The organism is Hymenobacter sp. HDW8, from assembly GCF_011305775.1.
Taxonomy (GTDB): domain Bacteria; phylum Bacteroidota; class Bacteroidia; order Cytophagales; family Hymenobacteraceae; genus Hymenobacter; species Hymenobacter radiodurans.
This window is the reverse complement of sequence record NZ_CP049907.1, coordinates 2,785,535-2,803,478: the sequence shown is the minus strand read 5'-3', so window position 1 is coordinate 2,803,478 and position 17,944 is coordinate 2,785,535. Positions and strand designations below refer to the sequence as shown.

The 17,944-nt window shown below is 52.4% G+C and carries 16 protein-coding genes; 12 read left to right on the top strand and 4 right to left on the bottom strand.

Annotated elements, in window-relative coordinates:
* The first annotated feature begins 170 nt into the window (after window positions 1–170).
* From G7064_RS11870 to G7064_RS11850, 5 genes are all read left to right on the top strand, one after another.
* The gene (locus G7064_RS11870; protein WP_240935462.1) at window positions 171–2,096 is read left to right on the top strand and encodes an ABC transporter ATP-binding protein; all 1,926 of its coding nucleotides are present in this window, start codon (window positions 171–173) and stop codon (window positions 2,094–2,096) included.
* Between the two features lie 552 nt (window positions 2,097–2,648).
* The gene (rnr, locus tag G7064_RS11865) at window positions 2,649–5,162 is read left to right on the top strand and encodes a ribonuclease R (RefSeq protein ID WP_166073736.1); all 2,514 of its coding nucleotides are present in this window, start codon (window positions 2,649–2,651) and stop codon (window positions 5,160–5,162) included.
* Window positions 5,163–5,312: 150 nt separating this feature from the next.
* Window positions 5,313–6,284: a polyprenyl synthetase family protein gene (locus G7064_RS11860; protein ID WP_166073735.1), complete on the top strand. Its 972-nt coding sequence runs from the start codon at window positions 5,313–5,315 to the stop codon at window positions 6,282–6,284.
* Between the two features lie 137 nt (window positions 6,285–6,421).
* Window positions 6,422–7,060 carry a rhomboid family intramembrane serine protease gene (locus G7064_RS11855; protein ID WP_317172749.1) on the top strand — a complete coding sequence of 213 codons (639 nt, stop codon included), beginning with the start codon at window positions 6,422–6,424 and terminating at the stop codon, window positions 7,058–7,060.
* A 110-nt stretch (window positions 7,061–7,170) separates the two neighbouring features.
* Window positions 7,171–7,446, top strand: coding sequence for a PLD nuclease N-terminal domain-containing protein (locus G7064_RS11850; protein WP_133271162.1), 276 nt, complete (start codon window positions 7,171–7,173; stop codon window positions 7,444–7,446).
* A gap of 88 nt (window positions 7,447–7,534) precedes the next feature.
* Here the strand turns inward: G7064_RS11850 and G7064_RS11845 are convergent, their stop codons facing one another.
* Window positions 7,535–8,167 carry a DUF2939 domain-containing protein gene (locus G7064_RS11845; RefSeq protein WP_166073734.1) on the bottom strand — a complete coding sequence of 211 codons (633 nt, stop codon included), beginning with the start codon at window positions 8,165–8,167 and terminating at the stop codon, window positions 7,535–7,537.
* Between the two features lie 120 nt (window positions 8,168–8,287).
* On the opposite strand from G7064_RS11845, the gene G7064_RS11840 reads away from it, so the two are divergent.
* Together G7064_RS11840 and G7064_RS11835 are read left to right on the top strand one after the other, a co-directional pair.
* A complete protein-coding gene (locus G7064_RS11840; protein ID WP_240935461.1) occupies window positions 8,288–9,202 on the top strand; it encodes a glycerophosphodiester phosphodiesterase family protein in 915 nt (304 codons plus the stop codon).
* 369 nt (window positions 9,203–9,571) lie between these two features.
* Window positions 9,572–9,958: a helix-turn-helix domain-containing protein gene (locus G7064_RS11835; protein WP_166073733.1), complete on the top strand. Its 387-nt coding sequence runs from the start codon at window positions 9,572–9,574 to the stop codon at window positions 9,956–9,958.
* An 89-nt stretch (window positions 9,959–10,047) separates the two neighbouring features.
* On the opposite strand, the gene G7064_RS11830 is transcribed toward G7064_RS11835, so the two are convergent.
* From G7064_RS11830 to recF, 3 genes are all read right to left on the bottom strand, one after another.
* Window positions 10,048–10,545, bottom strand: coding sequence for an acyl-CoA thioesterase (locus G7064_RS11830; protein WP_133271166.1), 498 nt, complete (start codon window positions 10,543–10,545; stop codon window positions 10,048–10,050).
* 399 nt (window positions 10,546–10,944) lie between these two features.
* Window positions 10,945–11,262: a DUF721 domain-containing protein gene (locus G7064_RS11825; RefSeq protein WP_240935460.1), complete on the bottom strand. Its 318-nt coding sequence runs from the start codon at window positions 11,260–11,262 to the stop codon at window positions 10,945–10,947.
* A 93-nt stretch (window positions 11,263–11,355) separates the two neighbouring features.
* Window positions 11,356–12,462, bottom strand: coding sequence for a DNA replication/repair protein RecF (gene recF, locus G7064_RS11820; protein ID WP_166073732.1), 1,107 nt, complete (start codon window positions 12,460–12,462; stop codon window positions 11,356–11,358).
* 196 nt (window positions 12,463–12,658) lie between these two features.
* Between recF and pdhA the strand changes: the two genes are divergently transcribed.
* From pdhA to G7064_RS11795, 5 genes are all read left to right on the top strand, one after another.
* Window positions 12,659–13,711: a pyruvate dehydrogenase (acetyl-transferring) E1 component subunit alpha gene (pdhA, locus tag G7064_RS11815; RefSeq protein ID WP_166075115.1), complete on the top strand. Its 1,053-nt coding sequence runs from the start codon at window positions 12,659–12,661 to the stop codon at window positions 13,709–13,711.
* 47 nt (window positions 13,712–13,758) lie between these two features.
* Window positions 13,759–14,529, top strand: coding sequence for a tetratricopeptide repeat protein (locus tag G7064_RS11810; protein WP_166073731.1), 771 nt, complete (start codon window positions 13,759–13,761; stop codon window positions 14,527–14,529).
* Between the two features lie 184 nt (window positions 14,530–14,713).
* Window positions 14,714–15,190 carry a 6,7-dimethyl-8-ribityllumazine synthase gene (gene ribH, locus G7064_RS11805; protein WP_166073730.1) on the top strand — a complete coding sequence of 159 codons (477 nt, stop codon included), beginning with the start codon at window positions 14,714–14,716 and terminating at the stop codon, window positions 15,188–15,190.
* Between the two features lie 249 nt (window positions 15,191–15,439).
* On the top strand, window positions 15,440–15,823 hold the full coding sequence (locus G7064_RS11800) for a TraR/DksA family transcriptional regulator (RefSeq protein ID WP_084443474.1): 384 nt from the start codon (window positions 15,440–15,442) through the stop codon (window positions 15,821–15,823).
* A gap of 176 nt (window positions 15,824–15,999) precedes the next feature.
* Window positions 16,000–17,895, top strand: coding sequence for a pseudouridine synthase (locus G7064_RS11795; RefSeq protein WP_166073729.1), 1,896 nt, complete (start codon window positions 16,000–16,002; stop codon window positions 17,893–17,895).
* Window positions 17,896–17,944: the final 49 nt, after the last annotated feature.

Sequence of the window (17,944 nt, the reverse complement as noted above, 5' to 3'; positions counted from 1 at the left end):
CTTCTGTCATCCTGACGAAGGAAGGACCTTATCATACTAGAACAAGTCTTTGTTAGGCTACTCGTTCTACGTGATAAGGTCCTTCCTTCGTCAGGATGACAGCCGTTTTAGGTAGCTTTGGTTTTAGCGCCGTCTTGCTCTTTTGTTTCCTCTTTTAGCTTATTCACTCCGTGCAGCCTCTCCTCACCGTCTCCAATCTCACCATCGACTTCACCTCTCACCGCGGCGACGTGCGGGCAGTGAACGATGTGTCGTTTGAGCTGCGTCGGGGCGAGACGCTGGCTATCGTGGGTGAATCAGGATCGGGGAAGTCGGTGACGTCGCTGGCGTTGATGGGGCTGATACAAATGCCCCCCGGCCGGGTCACCACGGGCCAGACGCGGTTTCAGTCGGAGGAGTTGGGCGAAATTGACTTGCTAAAGCTTTCCGATGAGCAGCTGCGGCGGGTGCGGGGCAACGAAATTTCGATGATTTTTCAGGAGCCGATGACCTCGCTAAACCCCGTGCATACCTGCGGGGCCCAGGTCGTGGAAGCCTTGCGTTTACATACGTCGCTGTCCGCGAAAGACGCCGAAGCCCGAACTATCGAGCTGTTCGCTACCGCCCAGCTGCCGCGGCCGGAGAAAATCTTCAAAGCCTATCCGCACGAAATATCTGGGGGACAGAAGCAGCGCGTGATGATTGCCATGGCCATGGCCTGTAACCCCGCCATCCTCATCGCCGACGAGCCCACCACCGCCCTCGACGTGACGGTGCAGGCCCGCATGCTTCAGCTCATCGACGACCTGCGGCGCCAAAATAACACGGCCGTTCTCTTCATCACCCATGACTTGGGAGTGGTTGCCGAAATCGCCGACCGCATCCTGGTGATGTATCGGGGAAAGGTGGTAGAGCAGGGCCTCGTGCTCGATATTTTTACAAACCCCCAGCACCCCTATACGAAAGGCCTTTTGGCCTGTCGGCCCAAGCTCTCCGTGGGTAAGCAGCGTTTGCCGGTTGTAGCCGATTTTATGGCTGAAGACGCTTTCGGCCAACTAACCGAAATAAGCTCTCCTCAGCCTGAAGCTCCTAGCGTTGAGCCAGATAGAGCCCCGGTGCTAACCGAAAACATGCCAGTCGAAATCCCCAAAATGTTCCACGGGGAACATTTTACGCCAGTTTTTGACCTAAAATCGACTTCAGAATCTACTATTTCAGAGCCTGTTTTGGGGGGCAATTTAGCTACCAAAAACGGTTTGAAACCAGCCGAAACTACCGGGCCGGTATTACTGCGGGTGGAAGGGTTGAACGTGCACTTTCCCATCCGCAAAGGCTTGTTCAATCGGACCAAAGAGTACGTGCGAGCAGTTGATGGCGTGAGCTTCGACATTTATCCGGGCGAGACGGTGGGGCTGGTAGGCGAGTCAGGCTGCGGCAAGACGACGCTAGGTCGGGCCTTGTTGCGCTTAGTGGAACCAACGGCGGGTCGCATTCTGTTCGAAGGCACTGACCTGGCTACGCTGCCGGCGGGCGAGTTGCGGCGACGGCGGCGTGAGTTCCAGATGGTGTTTCAGGACCCCTACGCGGCGCTCAACCCAATGATGACGGTAGGAGAGGCCATCATCGAGCCCATGCAGGTACACGGTGTGGGCGGCACCAAACAACAGCAGAAGGCAAAGGTGATGGAGCTGCTGCGCACCGTAGGGCTGCGCGAGGAACATTACCTGCGCTATCCACACGAGTTTTCGGGTGGGCAGCGCCAGCGCATTTGTATTGCGCGAGCCTTGGCCTTACAGCCTAAGTGCATCATCTGCGATGAGTCGGTGTCGGCGCTAGACGTATCGGTGCAGGCCCAGGTGCTGAACTTGCTCAACCAGCTCAAGCGGGATTTCGGCATTACCTACCTTTTCATCACCCACGACTTGTCGGTGGCCCGGTTCATGTCGGATCGGCTGCTGGTAATGAACAAAGGGCAGATTGTAGAGAGCGGACCAGCGGCGGCTGTTTATGCTAATCCGCAGCACGATTACACCCGCACGCTGCTCAGTGCCATCCCGAAAGATGAGCCATCTGATATCCGGGCGGCCCAGGCACGGCGAGCGGCGGAAGTAGCGTAGGGTTCGACTTCTATTCAGTGAGTCGTTGAATAGGGGGTAAGCAAAGAGGCGGTCATGCAGAGCGCAGCGAAGCATCTCGCGTGCTGATGTTGCCAAAGTAACTTCAATCAAAAAAGGCGATCATGCTTGATCTGGCGTCCGCCTGTCGAAGCATCTCTACCGCTTCGTTGCCAGACCGTTGAGATTAGTATTGCGGTAGAGATGCTTCGACAAGCTCAGCATGACAGTACCTAACTCATCAAGACTGCCTGGCTTTCTTGTCATTTTCTATCCAGCAACTCGAATCTAGCTGGGGGGCTTTTTTACCCATTATCTACCACCAGCAACAATTATATAACCCATCATTATTCGCAGTAAATAGTTCTTTTCCCTAATATTTCGTAGTATCTACTTTGAGGCGTCGAAGCTGTTGCTTCCACCCAACCTCAACCGCCTTACCGGCGACATCAAATTTTTGCTTAACCCCGGAGAAACGCGCTTGCGTATACTCCAACCTACCTATACTCGGCCGCCTGCGAAAACGACAACCACTGGGCGGCACCTTCTTTTCGAATGAAGAAACAAGATGAATCTGCAGCTCCCCGCGCCCCTCGCGCGAAAGCTGCTCGCGGCGAAAAAGCCGCTGCTGCCCCCGTTACCAAAACGCAAGTGTACCGGGTATTTGCCGACAACCCCGGCAAAGTATTTTCCTACCGTCAACTCTCGCGCCGCTTGGGCGTGACCACTAAAGAGCAGCGCGAAGAAGTGTTTGATCACCTCAAAGCCCTGCGCAAATCCAATCAGCTTACCCTGCTCCAAAACGACGACTACCGCCTCACTGATCCAGCCGCGCTACGCATGCAGCCCGACGCCGGCCAGCGCCCTGAGCGCAGTCGTAATAAGGGGGGCAAATCTCGGCCAGATGGCGCTGCTATTGAGGCTCAGTTTGGGCAGGATCCCTTAGTACATCGTCGCCGCGATGCTGGCTTCGACTTTCCTGGCGACGACCGTCAGCGCTTTCGCGAGCGGCCCAGTTCCGGTGGCGACATCATCACCGGTACGGTAGCGCTGGCCACCAATAAGTACGCTTTCGTGGTAAGCGAGGAAAGCGAAAACGACATCCGCGTTTTCACCGACCGCCTAAAGTTTGCCATGAACGGCGACACGGTACGAGTACGTCTGCGCGGTGAGCGTGATGGCCGCCCGGTGGGCGACGTGTTGGAAGTAGTCAAGCGGGAGAGGGAAGAAATAGTAGGCCAACTGACGGTGCAGAACGCCGGCTTCGGCTTCGTATCTCCCGACCATCGCAAGATGTACTTCGATGTCTTTGTGCCCCACGAAGGCATTAAAGATGCCCGTAGCGGCGAGAAAGTACTTGTGCGCATCACGGAGTGGCCCGAGGCCCCCGGACGTCAGCCTGTGGGCGAAATCGTGCGTTCTTTTGGACAAGCCGGCGAGAACGAAGCCGAGATCAACGCCATCATGGCGGAGTTCGGGTTGCCGTTTGAGTTTCCCCAGGATGTAGAAGAAGAGTCGGAAGGCATTTCGGACCGCATTCAGGAAGATGAAATTGCGCGCCGCCGCGACTTCCGCGACATTACCACCTTCACCATCGACCCCGTCGACGCCAAGGATTTTGACGACGCGCTATCCATTCAAAAGCTAGAAAACGGCAACTGGGAAATCGGCGTTCACATTGCCGACGTTACCCACTATGTGCGGCCCGAGTCAATGCTGGAGCGCGAAGCTCGCCACCGTGCAACGTCCGTTTACTTAGTCGACCGCGTGATTCCGATGCTTCCCGAGCGCCTGTCGAATGGCTTGTGCTCGTTGCGGCCGAATGAAGACAAGCTGACCTTCTCAGCCGTGTTTGAACTCGACGATAACGGCAAGCTCTACGACTCCTGGTTTGGCAAAACCATCATTCACTCCGACCGGCGCTTTGCTTATGGCGAAGCCCAGGAACGAATCGAAACGGGGGAGGGTGACTACGCCGAAGAGGTAAATACGCTGAACAATATTGCCAAAAAGCTGCAGGCCCAACGCTTCAAGAAAGGCGCGATTGGCTTCGAAACCCAGGAGGTAAAATTCCAGCTGGATGAGAACGGCAAGCCAGTGGGCGTGTATGTGAAGGAGCGCCAAGATGCGCACAAGCTCATCGAGGAGTTTATGCTGCTGGCTAACCGCAAAGTGGCCGACTTCGTGTTCCAGAAAAAGAAGACCAAGCCGCGCTTCACAATGGTGTATCGTACCCACGATGCTCCGGATGCCGACCGTCTGCAGAACTTCGCTTTGTTCGCCAAAAAGTTCGGCCACGACCTGAACCTAGAGAACCCGAAGAAACTCAGCAACGAGCTGAATAGCCTGTCGGAAAACGTAGTGGGCAAGCCCGAGCAGAACGTGATTCAGACACTGGCTATCCGTACCATGGCTAAGGCCAAGTACACGACGGAACCGCTGGGTCACTTTGGTCTGGCCTTCGACCACTATTCGCACTTTACCTCGCCCATCCGTCGCTACCCCGATATGATGGCCCACCGCTTGCTGGAACACTACCTGCAGGGGGGCAAAAATGTGGAAGCCGAGCCCGTGGAAGAAGAGTGCAAGCACTCCTCGGAGCGGGAGAAGCTAGCCGCCAATGCCGAGCGCGCCAGCATCAAATACAAGCAGGTGGAGTACATGGCGGCCCGCGTAGGCGAGCAGTTCAAAGGCGTCGTATCGGGCCTCACCGAGTGGGGTATGTACGTGGAAGTGGAGGAGAACAAGTGCGAAGGTATGATCCGAGTGAGCGACATTCCCGGCGACTTCTTCGAACTCGACAAGGACAATTACCGCCTCGTCGGGCAGCGCACCAAGCGTATTATTCAGTTCGGCGACGAGCTGCAAGTCATCGTGAAAGCCGCGAACCTGCTTGATCGTACTATCGACTTCGAACTGGTAGATGAGCGCCCTATGTCGCAGCGCCGCAACGATGCGCCTCGCCGCGAGGAAAACGGCCGTGGCCGTCGGTCGGAGCGTGGCCCTGAGCGGGACCGAGGCGGCAAGAGCAGCGGTGGCCCAGGTGGTGGCGGTAAGCGTCGCCGCTAAGTAGTGGCCTTTTAAAATAAGAAAGCCTGATGGCTGCACGGTGTGCGGACGTCAGGCTTTTCTGTTGAGCTAATTTGCCCCCCAGCGTTGCGTCTAATCTACTCCAACGCGTTCCTCCGTACCTTTCCAGCCCCAATTCATCTTGCCCCTGTGAGCCCCACTGATTTCACGCAAAAAATAACTGCCGCCCTGGCTAGTCTTGAGTACGGTCAGCAGCCAGTAGCCCTCTACGAGCCCATCCGCTACATCATGGCGCTGGGGGGCAAACGCATCCGCCCTTTGCTTACGCTGATGGGCGCCCATCTCTTCACCGACGAACTAGATCCTGTGTTACGGCCGGCGCTGGCCACGGAGGTTTTTCACAACTTCACCCTGCTCCACGACGACATCATGGATCAAGCTCCCTTGCGCCGGGGCCAGCCCACGGTGCATGAGAAGTGGAACGCCAACGTAGCTATCCTGAGCGGCGACGTGATGCTGGTCCGGGCCTACGAGCTGTTCCTAGACGTACCGCCAGCGCTATTGCCAACGGTGCTGCGCAAGTTCAGCCAAACGGCCGCCGAGGTATGCGAAGGCCAGCAGTGGGACATGGATTTCGAGACCAATGAACAGGTCTCCATTGAGCAATACCTGGATATGATTCGGCTGAAAACGGCTGTGCTACTTGGCTTCTGTCTGGAGCTGGGAGCCCTGCTCGGCGGTGCCTCCACTGCGGATGCCGACCACCTGCGCCAGTTCGGAACCGACGTGGGCATTGCCTTTCAGCTACGCGACGATCTACTCGATGTGTATGGCGACGCAGCCACTTTCGGCAAGCGCGTGGGCGGCGACATCGTGTCGGATAAGAAAACCTTCCTGTTACTCACGGCCCAAGCCCAAGCAAAAGCCCCCCAGCAAACTGTACTGGCGCAGCACCTCGGTCAGCCAGTCGCGGATGTTGCGGCCAAGGTGCAGGCCATTACGGAAGTGTACGACCAGCTTGGTATTCGCTCCCAAACCGAAGCGCTCATCAACGACTACTTCCAAGATGCTCTGCAGCACCTAGAGCACGTAACCGCACCGGCCGAGCGCAAGGCCATTTTGCGGCAGTGGGCATTAGAGCTAATGGCTCGCGAGAGTTAGTCTCATGTTCTGGCCAAATTTAGGCCCGCTGGCAGCATCTTGCGGTTTAAGTTGACTTGGTTATTACTGGTGCCGTCAAAGGCGCATAGGAGCCGTAAATGCGGCTTTCTTCTTATTACCTCTTTATTTGTCTCCTGATGCTTAATCTGAATGTGGTGCTCGTGCTCGTTATCCTGACGGGGGGCATTTCCTTATACGCCTGGTCAAACCCAACTCTGCGGGAAAGCTGGATCATGACGCCCTTTCTGGTGCGCCGCCGCAACGAGTGGTACCGCTTCCTCACGTCCGGCTTTCTGCATGCCGACTGGATGCACCTCATCTTTAACATGCTGGCCTTTTACTCCTTTGGCGGCCTCATTCAGGATGTCTTCGTGCAGGTGTTTGGCGTGATGGGCGGTATCTGGCGCTTTCTATTGCTGTATCTGGGGGGCATTATTGTGTCGGATATCCCCACTTATTTACGCCATCGCAACGACCCCAACTACCACAGCCTAGGTGCGTCGGGTGGCGTCGCCTCCGTGATTTTTGCCAGTATCCTGTTCCGGCCTATTGAGGGAGGGATTTATATCTTCCCTATTCCCTTCGCCATTCCAGGCGTCATCTTCGGAGTGCTATACCTTGCCTATTCTTATTATCAAGGCCGTAAGCAAGGCGATAATATCAACCACGACGCGCACTTTTATGGCGCCATCTACGGCATAATTCTTACCCTGATACTGGTTCCTGTTTCCGGCTCTATTTTCTGGAAAGAAATTCAATCATACTTATTTAATTAGCTGATAATCAATTAATTAAATATTAAAAATAAGCATAATCATATCTAATATATCAGCAGGTGCGTAAAGGGCATCATAACAACATTTCTCCCCTTCCAAAGACACCTGCTATGAACAAGCTTCTCACTCTAACGAAACGCCTGCCGGTTGCGGCCCTATCTCTTTCTCTCACGCTATCGCTGTTACTCAGCAGCTGCTCCGGTCGCCGTAGCGATGGCACAACTACTATTGCCGGTATTATTTATTTGGCCTTAGCAGTTCTTGCCGTCATTAGCCTCATTAAGCAGGATTGGCCAATCGGTAAAAAAATCATTTGGGGTCTGGTAATATGGTTCTTCCCTTTCCTTGGCTCTATTATTTATTTCCTGTTCTCAGGACGCAGATAACCTGCGCTGACATTATAAAAAAGGCCCCGACGTTATCTTACGTCGGGGCCTTTTTGTGTTTATTACTTTAGGCAAACTGCTGACTCCGCTATTGGCTTTTCAGTAAACGCTGCTTTTCCAGTCGGGCTGTATGCTTAATTAAGGTACCCATATTGGCTATTTCTGTCACGCGCCAGTAGTCGCCCTGGTCCAGCATTTTCAGTTCCACTACGAGAGTCGTGTCGTACTGTGGTTGCGTTATTTCTAAACCAACTAAGGTTTGCCCGTCCTGTTGATTCACGTATTTAATTCCTTTGAATGCTGGATTCGGACCAATAACCCGTCCGGCCAGCCCAAGCACCGATATATTCATTCCGCCAATCTGTTGCCCCGCTGCGGCCGCTTTTTCCGCCGAGCCTGACTCGATGTACTGTCGTACTTCTTGCTGCGCAGACTTCGCCAGCTGGGGTTTCAGTAGTCGTAAGGCGCTTTGAATAATATGTCCATTCACGTTTAACCCTTCCAGCGCGGAGCTTTCATCCGCTACCTGATCTACTAGGTTGCGTGCTACCCTATCGATGTCTACGTAGCGCTCAAAAGTAGCCACATCATGTATGCGGACGGCATTAGCAGCCTGTGCGAGTGAGTACTGCGGACTAGCTGTTACCACCGTGTGATAGTACCAGTAACCGCCAACGGCGACAATAATAATTAGTAATCCGAGCAACAAAGCTTTCTTCATAGAATGTGGTAGAGGGAAATGAGTACACAAGGGGCAAAAGTACCGTATTCCACTACCAGTCTGTGGCTCGAATGAATGCTGGAAATAGAATCCGCTCAACGAATCGGCAACGGATAATCTGTGGTACTTTTTCCGCTAAAGCTATCCAGCAAAGAGGTGCACGCGTATTCAGAGTTTCGTAAACCGCTGAAAATGCCCCCCAAGAATCTTTCTATCCCTGAAATCCACGGTCATCGTGGTTGCCGCGGCTTACGTCCCGAGAACACGCTTGCGGGCTTTCTACATGCCTTAGAGCTTGGAGTAGATGCCTTGGAATTAGATGTCATTATCTCCGCCGATGAGCAGGTGGTTGTATCACACGAGCCCTGGCTATCAGCTGCCATTTGCCAGGATGCCGCCGGCAAGCGCATTGACCCCGCAAGAGAGCGTGAGCACAATCTTTTTCAGATGCCTTACGCTGCTATCCGCCACTACGATTGCGGCTCTATACGCAACCCCCGCTTTCCGCAGCAGCAACCAGAAGATGCTTGCAAACCCCTGCTCCAGGAGGTCATTATGAAGGCGAATACGTACGCACATGAACTCAGCCGGCCACTACCATTTTTTAGTATCGAGATTAAAAGTAGCCCGGCTGGCGATGGCATATTTCATCCCTCACCGCCACACTTTGTTGAGTTGGTTTTAACGGTTGTGCATGCTACTGATATAGCTGCGCGAACGACACTGCTGAGCTTCGATAAACGAGTTTTACAAGCCGCCCGAAGCCAGGTTTCAGCCTTGCCTTTGTGCTTGCTGGTTGAGGATAAACAACCCCTTGCTGAGCACTTAAATGAGCTTGGGTTTGTACCCGCCGTTTACGGTCCTGAGCACAGCCTCGTCAATGAAAAACTGGTAGCCGAGGTCCATACTTGTGGTATGCGACTTATCCCCTGGACGGTGAACGAGCCCGCCGAGATGCAACGTCTTATTACGCTTGGAGTCGACGGCATCACTACTGATTATCCTGACAGACTGGTGGGCTTATTATTACAATAATCACTACTGAGTCTTGTCCGTATGTGGTCATGCACTTTCATCCTCGTAAAAATCAAGCAGTACTTACACGCTAGTTGATAGGTTTAGTGCCTCTAATGTGATGTTACAGGTGTCAGAGGTGTCTCTAGTCGCAAAAAGTGCCTTTTCAGCTTTATTAAGGGGTTTTGAGATGATTATTTACATGTGTAACAACTATTGTAACATGTATGGGTATTACAGTAATAACGTATCAGTATCTTGTTACACGTTACAATCTGTATCATTGTATCGTGTTTACATTGCATGTAACGGTTCGTTTTAACGTACATATTTGTACATGTGAAACAAATTTGACACCTTTACAGACTAACTAATACATAATGCTTACTTATGCCGCACCAGGGCAAAATTCTTCAAGATGCCATCAAAAACAGTGGTATTTCCATCACTCGTATCGTGGAGGAACTGGGTATTACTCGTCCAACTATTTATCGTAAATTCAAAGAGGAGACTCTTGATTACGGTTTTGTAAAACAGGTTGGTGAGATCATTACACATGATTTTTCGCACGATTTTACATCGTTACAACAAGCAGCGTTACCCTTTGTGTCCGTTACACCTAGTGTATCTGTTACAAGCAGTGTAACACAGCGACCGGCCTCGTTACAAGTTGCCGATAATGATCCTAGTAAGCAGCTTATGGCCCTTCAGGCTAAGTATATAGCCCTATTAGAAGCCTATAATGAGCTCCTATTGAAAGTGTACAGTCCCAAGTGACAAATATGTTCCACGTGAAACATGCTGTCGTTACGGACTTGTATTGAGGACATCTTCAATGCCTCATGAGAAAGCAAAATGTGTAGGATTTAGTAACCTAACTGACAGTTCTCGTTACGTAATAAATCGGCTTGCTGAGTAACCGCTAGCAAAGAGCGAGCGTTATCAAACTCAACACCAAACTGGGCTTTGAGCTCCTTTCGTTTAATGGATTCCATGAAGCGCCTCGTATCATCTGGCGTCTCTAGTATCAGGCCAGGCACAGGGGTAGGGCGCCCGTTATCATCCTTAGCGACCATTGTGAAATAGCATGTGTTGGTGTGTTTCACAACACCAGTTCGCACGTCCTCCGCAATGACCTTAATGCCGATTACGAGGGAAGTACGACCTACGTAATTGACGGAAGCCAGCAACGATACTAGCTCCCCCACCTCTACTGGTTGGAGGAAGTTTACACCATCTACGCTCACCGTCACGCAATAGGTGCCAGCATGTTTTGCGGCAGCAGCATAGGCAACTTTATCCATAAGCGATAGCAGAATTCCGCCATGAATTTTGCCCCCCAGATTGGCATAGGATGGGATCATAAGTTCAGTGAGGGTTACCCGGGAGTGGGATACTAAACGGAAGCCTGGGAGAAGGGGAGACGACATATAAGCGAGATCAAACCAGATGATGAGAGGATCTAAATTCAGAAGGAATGCTAGGGTCCTGCGCCTATACCTGTAGGAGTACTGCACAGTGAGCGATGGAGCAACCGATGGCCGTTAACAAGAATAAAAATTAAAAGGCAGCACGAGGCAAGTGCTTAAATAAGCTAGGCCTTGGGACGCTAGTAAACAGGTTGTAATGGAGCGGAGGCGTGAGCTCGCGCTGCAGATAAGATTAGAGCAAGCCAAGTGCTACTATTTTGTAGTCCGAAATAGAAAAGGCAACTAGAAGCGCACTCTGATAAGCAGAGAATATAGAGGGCTATAAGAGTAGCGCTATAGGAAAATCACCTCTTTAATAACTGTCTCGCCAACCTCATCATTGATGAGCTCCATCACGCGCGTCTTGGCCATAACCAGCTCATGCTTGAGGGGGGCTGAACTAAGGCGCACGAATAGCTTACTGTTACTGATATAAATCTCCTGAGTCTTTAAGGCTACTGCCTTACCCATGATGCGTTCCCAACTCGACACGACAAACACCTCGTTCAGCTTTCCCTGTAAGCGGTACGCTTTGAGCAGTGCCTTAATACCGTCCTTTAAAGGGACAATATCAGCCTGGCGAGAGTTATCGGAGTTGCTTGGTTTTTTCAAGAGAATGCAATACAATAATGCGCGAACCGAATAGCAGAATAGCCATTGGGGGGCAAAATTAGATGCCTGCAAAGGTACGCTATTGAAGCTCCCCTAGAGAGCGGTGACAGTACCATTATGCACCGCAAAGCGAGCTACTTGTTCTGAGATAGTAGCTAGAATTCGGTCGGTACGTTCTAAGTGAGTATCGGTAAGGAATACCTGGCCAAAGGTATGCTCGGCTACTAGCTGCATAAGGCGGGTGATGCGCTTTTCATCTAGCCGGTCAAAGATGTCATCGAGGAGCAGTAAGGGTTTATGTTTTTTGCGGCTGGCAAATATCTCGAACTGGGCGAGCTTCAATGCAATGGCATAAGACTTCTGCTGGCCCTGAGAACCATAGCTCTTTACAGGCAACTCATCCATTAGAAAAGTGAAGTCATCTTTATGGGGTCCAATCGTGGTGCGCTGCAAGGTAATATCACGCCGCTCATTGGTGCGGAGCAAATGCGCAAAGTCAGCGCCTGGTAGCTGGCTCTTATATTGCAGCGTCACCTGCTCACGGCCATCGGCTAACTGCTGATAGTGGCGCTGAAAGAGAGGGGTGAAGTCCGTAAGAAATTGCTGGCGGCGCTCCATAATTTGCCCCCCAACAGGGACCAACTGCTCATCAAGCACCAGTAAATAATCACGGTCGTAGCCGCGGCCGTCGGCAGCCAGCTTGAGCAGCGCATTACGCTGCCGTAGCAAATTAGAGTAGGTAATGAGAAGCTCGAGGTAATCATGATCGAGCTGAGAGATAATACTGTCGAAATACTTGCGCCTCTCCTCGCTGCCCTCCCGAATCAAGTCGGTATCATAGGGAGAGATAAGCACAACAGGATAGCGGCCTATGTGATCTGCAATGCGCTCGTAGGCTTGCTTGTTGCGGGTGACCAATTTCTTTTGACCTACGCGTAAGCTGCACTGAATAGTGTCAGTGTCGGCAAGGGGTGTTTGAAAGCGACCTTTCACCACGAAGAACTCAGCACCCTGTTTTATACTTTGCGCATCGGCAGTAGCGAAAGCGCTACGCGTGAGAGACAGGTAGTGAATAGCGTCGAGCAAGTTAGTCTTACCACTTCCATTGTCGCCGACGAAGCAATTGATGTGAGGCGAGAAAGCCAACGTGGCTTCGTCGTAGTTTTTAAAGAACAATAGGTGTAGGCTTTCCAGAATCATCCGGTTCGAAATTGCAATCCTTTTGCGTACTTTCGCATCCCAAACGCGAACAACCGAAAGCACGATGGCGGAGACGAAAGTAAAGGCTGACTCAAAAGCGACTAAGTCGGCTAAAAAAGGGGCAAACCCGAAAGGCACTTCCAACGGTAACGACCCAGCGTCGGTTACCAAAACGGTAAACCAACCTGACTCAGGTATGCCACCTTCGAATGAAGAGGCGAAGGAAGCGACTGGTGCGCCCAAGGCTACCGTACCTGCAAAGCCAAAGTTTCCGAAGGAAACGTATTTGCAGTGGTATGAGCAGATGCAGCTGATGCGCAAGTTTGAGGAAAAGGCGGGGCAGCTTTACGGACAACAAAAGATCAAAGGTTTCTGCCACCTGTATATAGGTCAGGAAGCTTGCGTAGCGGGTGCCGTATCAGCCCTAACCAAAGACGACAAGTGGATTACCGCTTACCGCGACCACGCCCACCCATTAGCCTTAGGTACGTCGCCTAATGCCATCATGGCCGAGCTATTTGCGAAAGCTACCGGTTGCTCGAAAGGCAAAGGAGGCTCCATGCACATGTTCGATAAAGAAGTGAACTTTATGGGTGGCCACGGTATCGTGGGCGGTCAGGTTCCGCTTGGTGCCGGTATTGCTTTTTCCGAAAAGTATAACAAGACGGGTAACCTTTGCATCTGCTACATGGGCGATGGCGCTGTGCGCCAAGGTGCCTTGCATGAAGCTTTCAACATGGCTATGCTGTGGAAGCTGCCGGTTATTTTCGTTATCGAAAATAATGGCTATGCAATGGGTACCGCTGTGCAACGCAGCTCTAACGTTACGGAACTCTATACGCTAGGCGAGAGCTACGACATGCCTTCCTTCCCAGTGAATGCTATGAATGTAGAAGATGTGCACGATGCTGTAGCCCAAGCCGCGGAGCGCGCCCGCGCCGGCGAAGGACCTACGCTGCTCGAGTTCAAGACCTATCGGTACAAGGGCCATTCCATGAGCGACCCAGCGAAGTATCGTACGAAAGAAGAACTGGAAGATTATCGCTCACGCGATTCCATCGAGGCCGTGCGTCACACTATTTTGACGAACAGCATGGCTACCGAGGACGACCTGAATGCCATTGACGAGCAAATTAAAGTGGCCGTAAATGAGTCCGTAGAATTTGCCGAAACCTCCCCTTATCCGACTGCCGACGAGTTGTACAAAGACGTGTACGTGCAGCAGGATTATCCTTACATCCGCGACTAACCTCGTTGCCTTTCCCCAGCCGTGAGGCTGCCTTTTTGCCCCCCGTAATGTCAAAGATTCCCTACACGCGCAATACCCCTAATGCCCGCCAGCGCACAGAGGTACCCGCAGATCCAAACCAACCTGTCGCGGACGGTGTGACCGAGCATCCGTTGATGGAAGACCCTGACGCGCTGGCCCTCCGGCTGGTAGAATCGGAGGACTTCGTCCGGCGCAACAAGACAGCTTTACTGAGCTTGTTAGCGGTCGTTGTGCTAGCTGTTATCGGCGGCTTTGCTTTTTACACGTGGCGCAATACCCAGAATGAAAAGGGGCAGGCTGCCATGTATCAGGCTGTCAACTACTGGGAAGCTGACTCATTGAACAAAGCCCTCAAGGGCGATGGACAGTATGATGGTTTAGCTGCTATAGCCTCTGAGTATAATGGTACCCAAGCGGCTAACTTGGCTAACTTCTATGCCGGCGTAGCCGCTTTGAAAGATGGTAAATACCAGAACGCCATTGATTATTTGGAAGACTTTACCTCTGATGACTTGTTGGTACAAGCTCGGGCTTACTCCCTGATCGGAGACGCATACCTGGAGCTGAACAAGTTTAAGGAAGCAGCTGATCAATATGAGAAGGCCGCCAATTACAAGGCTAACGAATACTTCTCACCCGGCTACCTAATGAAGGAAGCTATGGCCCGCGAGCTTGCTAAAGACTACGATGGTGCCATAAAAGCCTATACAAAAGTTGTGGACGAATATCAGAATGCTGCTGAGGTTACGGAGGCCAAACAGTACCTTGCCCGCGTTCAGGCAATAGCTGGAAAGTAGTCGTCGCGAGTTTGCAGCTTTTGCAGATTAGCCAAAACTGATAAAAGGAAAAGGGCGGTTTTATACCGTCTTTTTCCTTTTATCAGTTTTATCAATGCAGAGTTTACTTACGTCGCTTTACCGAATCGGAAATCACCGGTCGTTCTGGTTAGTGCGATACAATCATTCAACAAATCCGTGCTTCATGGCAACCGCTCTTAAAAACCTTAGCGACTACAGTTCTGACCACTTCGTTGATATTGCCGATAAGCGCTTTGGCTTGGTAGTAGCCGAATGGAACCGCGAAATTACGGACGTACTTAGTGCTGGTGCGCATGAAACCTTGCTTAAGCATGGTGCCCAAGCCGATAATATTTTCCGCAATACCGTACCGGGCAGTTTTGAATTAACATTGGGCGCGCAACTGTTGGCCCAGCACGAAGAGATTGATGCCGTTATCTGTTTGGGAGTAGTTATCAAAGGCGACACAAAACATGACGACTACATTTGCCATGCCGTCGCCAATGGTATTACCAACGTAGGCTTAAAATATAACAAGCCCGTCATCTTCGGTTTAGTAACAACCAATACCCTGGAGCAGGCTTGGGATAGAGCGGGGGGCAAACATGGCAATAAAGGAGTAGAGGCAGCAGTTGCGGCCATTCAGATGCTGGGCTTTTAATTCGAGAGCGAATTTCGCTTTGTGGCAATATGAATGTATTGTGGTCAATTAGCGTACAAAAGCGTAGCTTTGCGGCCAAATGCACCAGCGGAATCCGTTATAATACCAAATTCGTAACTCCCTGAAGCCATTTTATCTTCTAACAACTAAACTGGTTGTACTGGTGTTAGGAGGGGTGAAAAGCTGATCTTCATTTGAAAAAGGTTTGCTAATTAGTTTACATTCAATAGTTTACTTTCCTGAGCTGACATGAGTGAAGAAACCATACGCTACTCCAGAGAAGATCTAGCGGAGTTCGAAGAGATTATCCAAGACAAGCTTACGGCTGCCCGTAAGGAGGTGTCATTTATCAAAGAAACACTGAGCCGTCGTAACGATTCGGGTACCGATAATACAGCTTCTTCCTCCAAGGTATTGGAAGACGGCGCTGATACGGCCGAAAAGGAAAGCATGAACCAGTTGGCTTCGCGCCAAATGAAGTTCATTCAGCAGTTGGAGAATGCGCTGGTGCGCATTAAGAATGGTACGTACGGCGTGTGCATTGGCACTGGCAAACTGATTCCGAAGGAGCGTCTGCGGGCTGTACCGCATACCCAGCACTCCATCGAGGCTAAAATGGCGCGCCGCGACTAATAGCCTTCTTGCTATCAATAGAATTTGCCCGGACTTGCGACCGGCTACCCACAACAGGGTTGCGGTGCAGGTTCGGGCACTGTTTTGCTGGCTAGTGCGTTAGCATCACCTCGTCTTATTTAGCGATATTTACTTTCAAACCGTACCGTAGCGATACGGCACTTACTTCCCCGACCATGGGCAAAAAGCACAAACCTGATTTTAACGCCGGCCGCAATGGCCGCAACGACTCTCGTCCTTCCGGTAACGCGGGTGACTCTGAAGAATTCCGCAAGTCTTCGGACCGCCCCACTAATCGGGACGGCAATGACTTCCGGCGGGGCAGCGACTTTCCTTCGCGTCCTGCTTTTGGTCGGCCTAACACTGGTGGTAACACCGGCGGCGGTGGTCGCTTTAGTGGAGGAAACGCAGGAGGCAAATTTGGTGATAGAGGTAGCCGGCCAAGCGGCGGTGATTTCGGTCGGGGGGATGAGCGCGGACCACGCGGCAACTTTGCCCCCCGACGTGACAGCGACAGTCGCCCGCCTTTCAAACGCAACAATAACGAACGCCCCACTCGCTCGTTTGACCGTGATGCTCCCCGTCGCTTTGACGACCGCCGCGACAGTGGCTTTGGTCGCGACCGTGACCGCGCTGACGAGCGGCCCGCGCAACCCTATCAGCCTAAGGCCAACTGGCCGGGCCAGCCGTATCGGCAGGAGGGAAAGCCAGCTGTTCCTCGCGGAGGATCAGGTGAGCGCAACCGGAAATTTAATAAGGTTAATCCCTTCGAAGCTGATAAGCCGGTGCCCGCAAAGGCTCCATACGAGCCCGATACTCGCCGCGACTCACGGAACGATGAAACGGGACCAGACCGGCCAATACGTCCGGCGCGGCCTTTCGATTTCAAAAATGCCCCTCAGGAAAGAGACACTGACCGCGATGACCAGCGCCGCGAAGGTGGCTATGAGCGGCGCGACCGTACCGAAAGCAGCTTCGGTGGACCACGTCGTGATGATGACCGCAGTAAATTTGCCCCCCGCGGTGAGCAGCGCCGCGAAGGTGGATTTGGGAGTCGTAATCCGGATGACAAACGAGGTAATTTTGCCCCCCGCAGCACCGGTGAGCGCAGTAGCTACAGCGACCGGAACAAGGCTGGTGGCCGCGACTTTGGCTCCTCGGCTCCCCGCGACGCCCGGCCATTTGGTGAGCGCCCGGCGCGACCCGAGAATCGGCCGGCACGTGGTGCTAGCAGCAACCGGGCAGATAAGCCTAAGCGTGACGAAGTGCCTGGCGAAGCTCCCGCTTACAAGAACCTAAAGTTTTACGAAGAGGATAAAACCCGCGGCAACAAGCGTCGGCGCGAGGAAGATGATTCGGCCGGTGATACGCTGCGCTTGAATCGATACATCGCTAATGCGGGTGTTTGCTCACGGCGTGAGGCGGATGCGCTTATTGCCGCCGGCGAAATTCGGGTGAATGGCGAGGTAGTTACCGAAATGGGCTACCAAGTACAGCCCACCGATACCGTGCAGTATGGCAAAACCAACCTCAAGCGTGAAAAGGAGGTGTATGTACTGCTCAACAAGCCAAAAGACTTCATCACTACTACCGATGACCCAGAGGGTCGCAAAACGGTAATGGATCTGGTGGCGACTGCCTCCAAGGAGCGCATCTTCCCGGTCGGCCGCCTAGACCGCAACACGACTGGTCTGCTGCTCTTCACTAATGATGGTGAGGTGGCCCAAAAGCTTACGCATCCGTCGCACAAGAACAAGAAGATCTATCAGGTAGAGCTGAACACACCGCTCACCGAAGATCATCTGCGCCAGATTGCCGAAGGCGTTGAGCTGGAAGATGGCAAAGCGGAGGTTGATGATGTGGCCGTGGTAGCGGGCAATGCGCACTTTGTGGGCGTTGAACTGCACATTGGTCGCAACCGCATTGTGCGCCGCATATTTGAGCACTTAGGTTATGAGGTCGTTTCTCTGGACCGGGTGCAGTATGCAGGACTCACCAAAAAAGATTTGCCCCGTGGCAAGTGGCGCTATCTGAACGAGAAGGAAGTTATTCGCCTGAAGTATTTCTTGTAAGAAGCAACCTGCGGACGCTTTACCGACTCATGTTCAAGTTGGTAAGGCG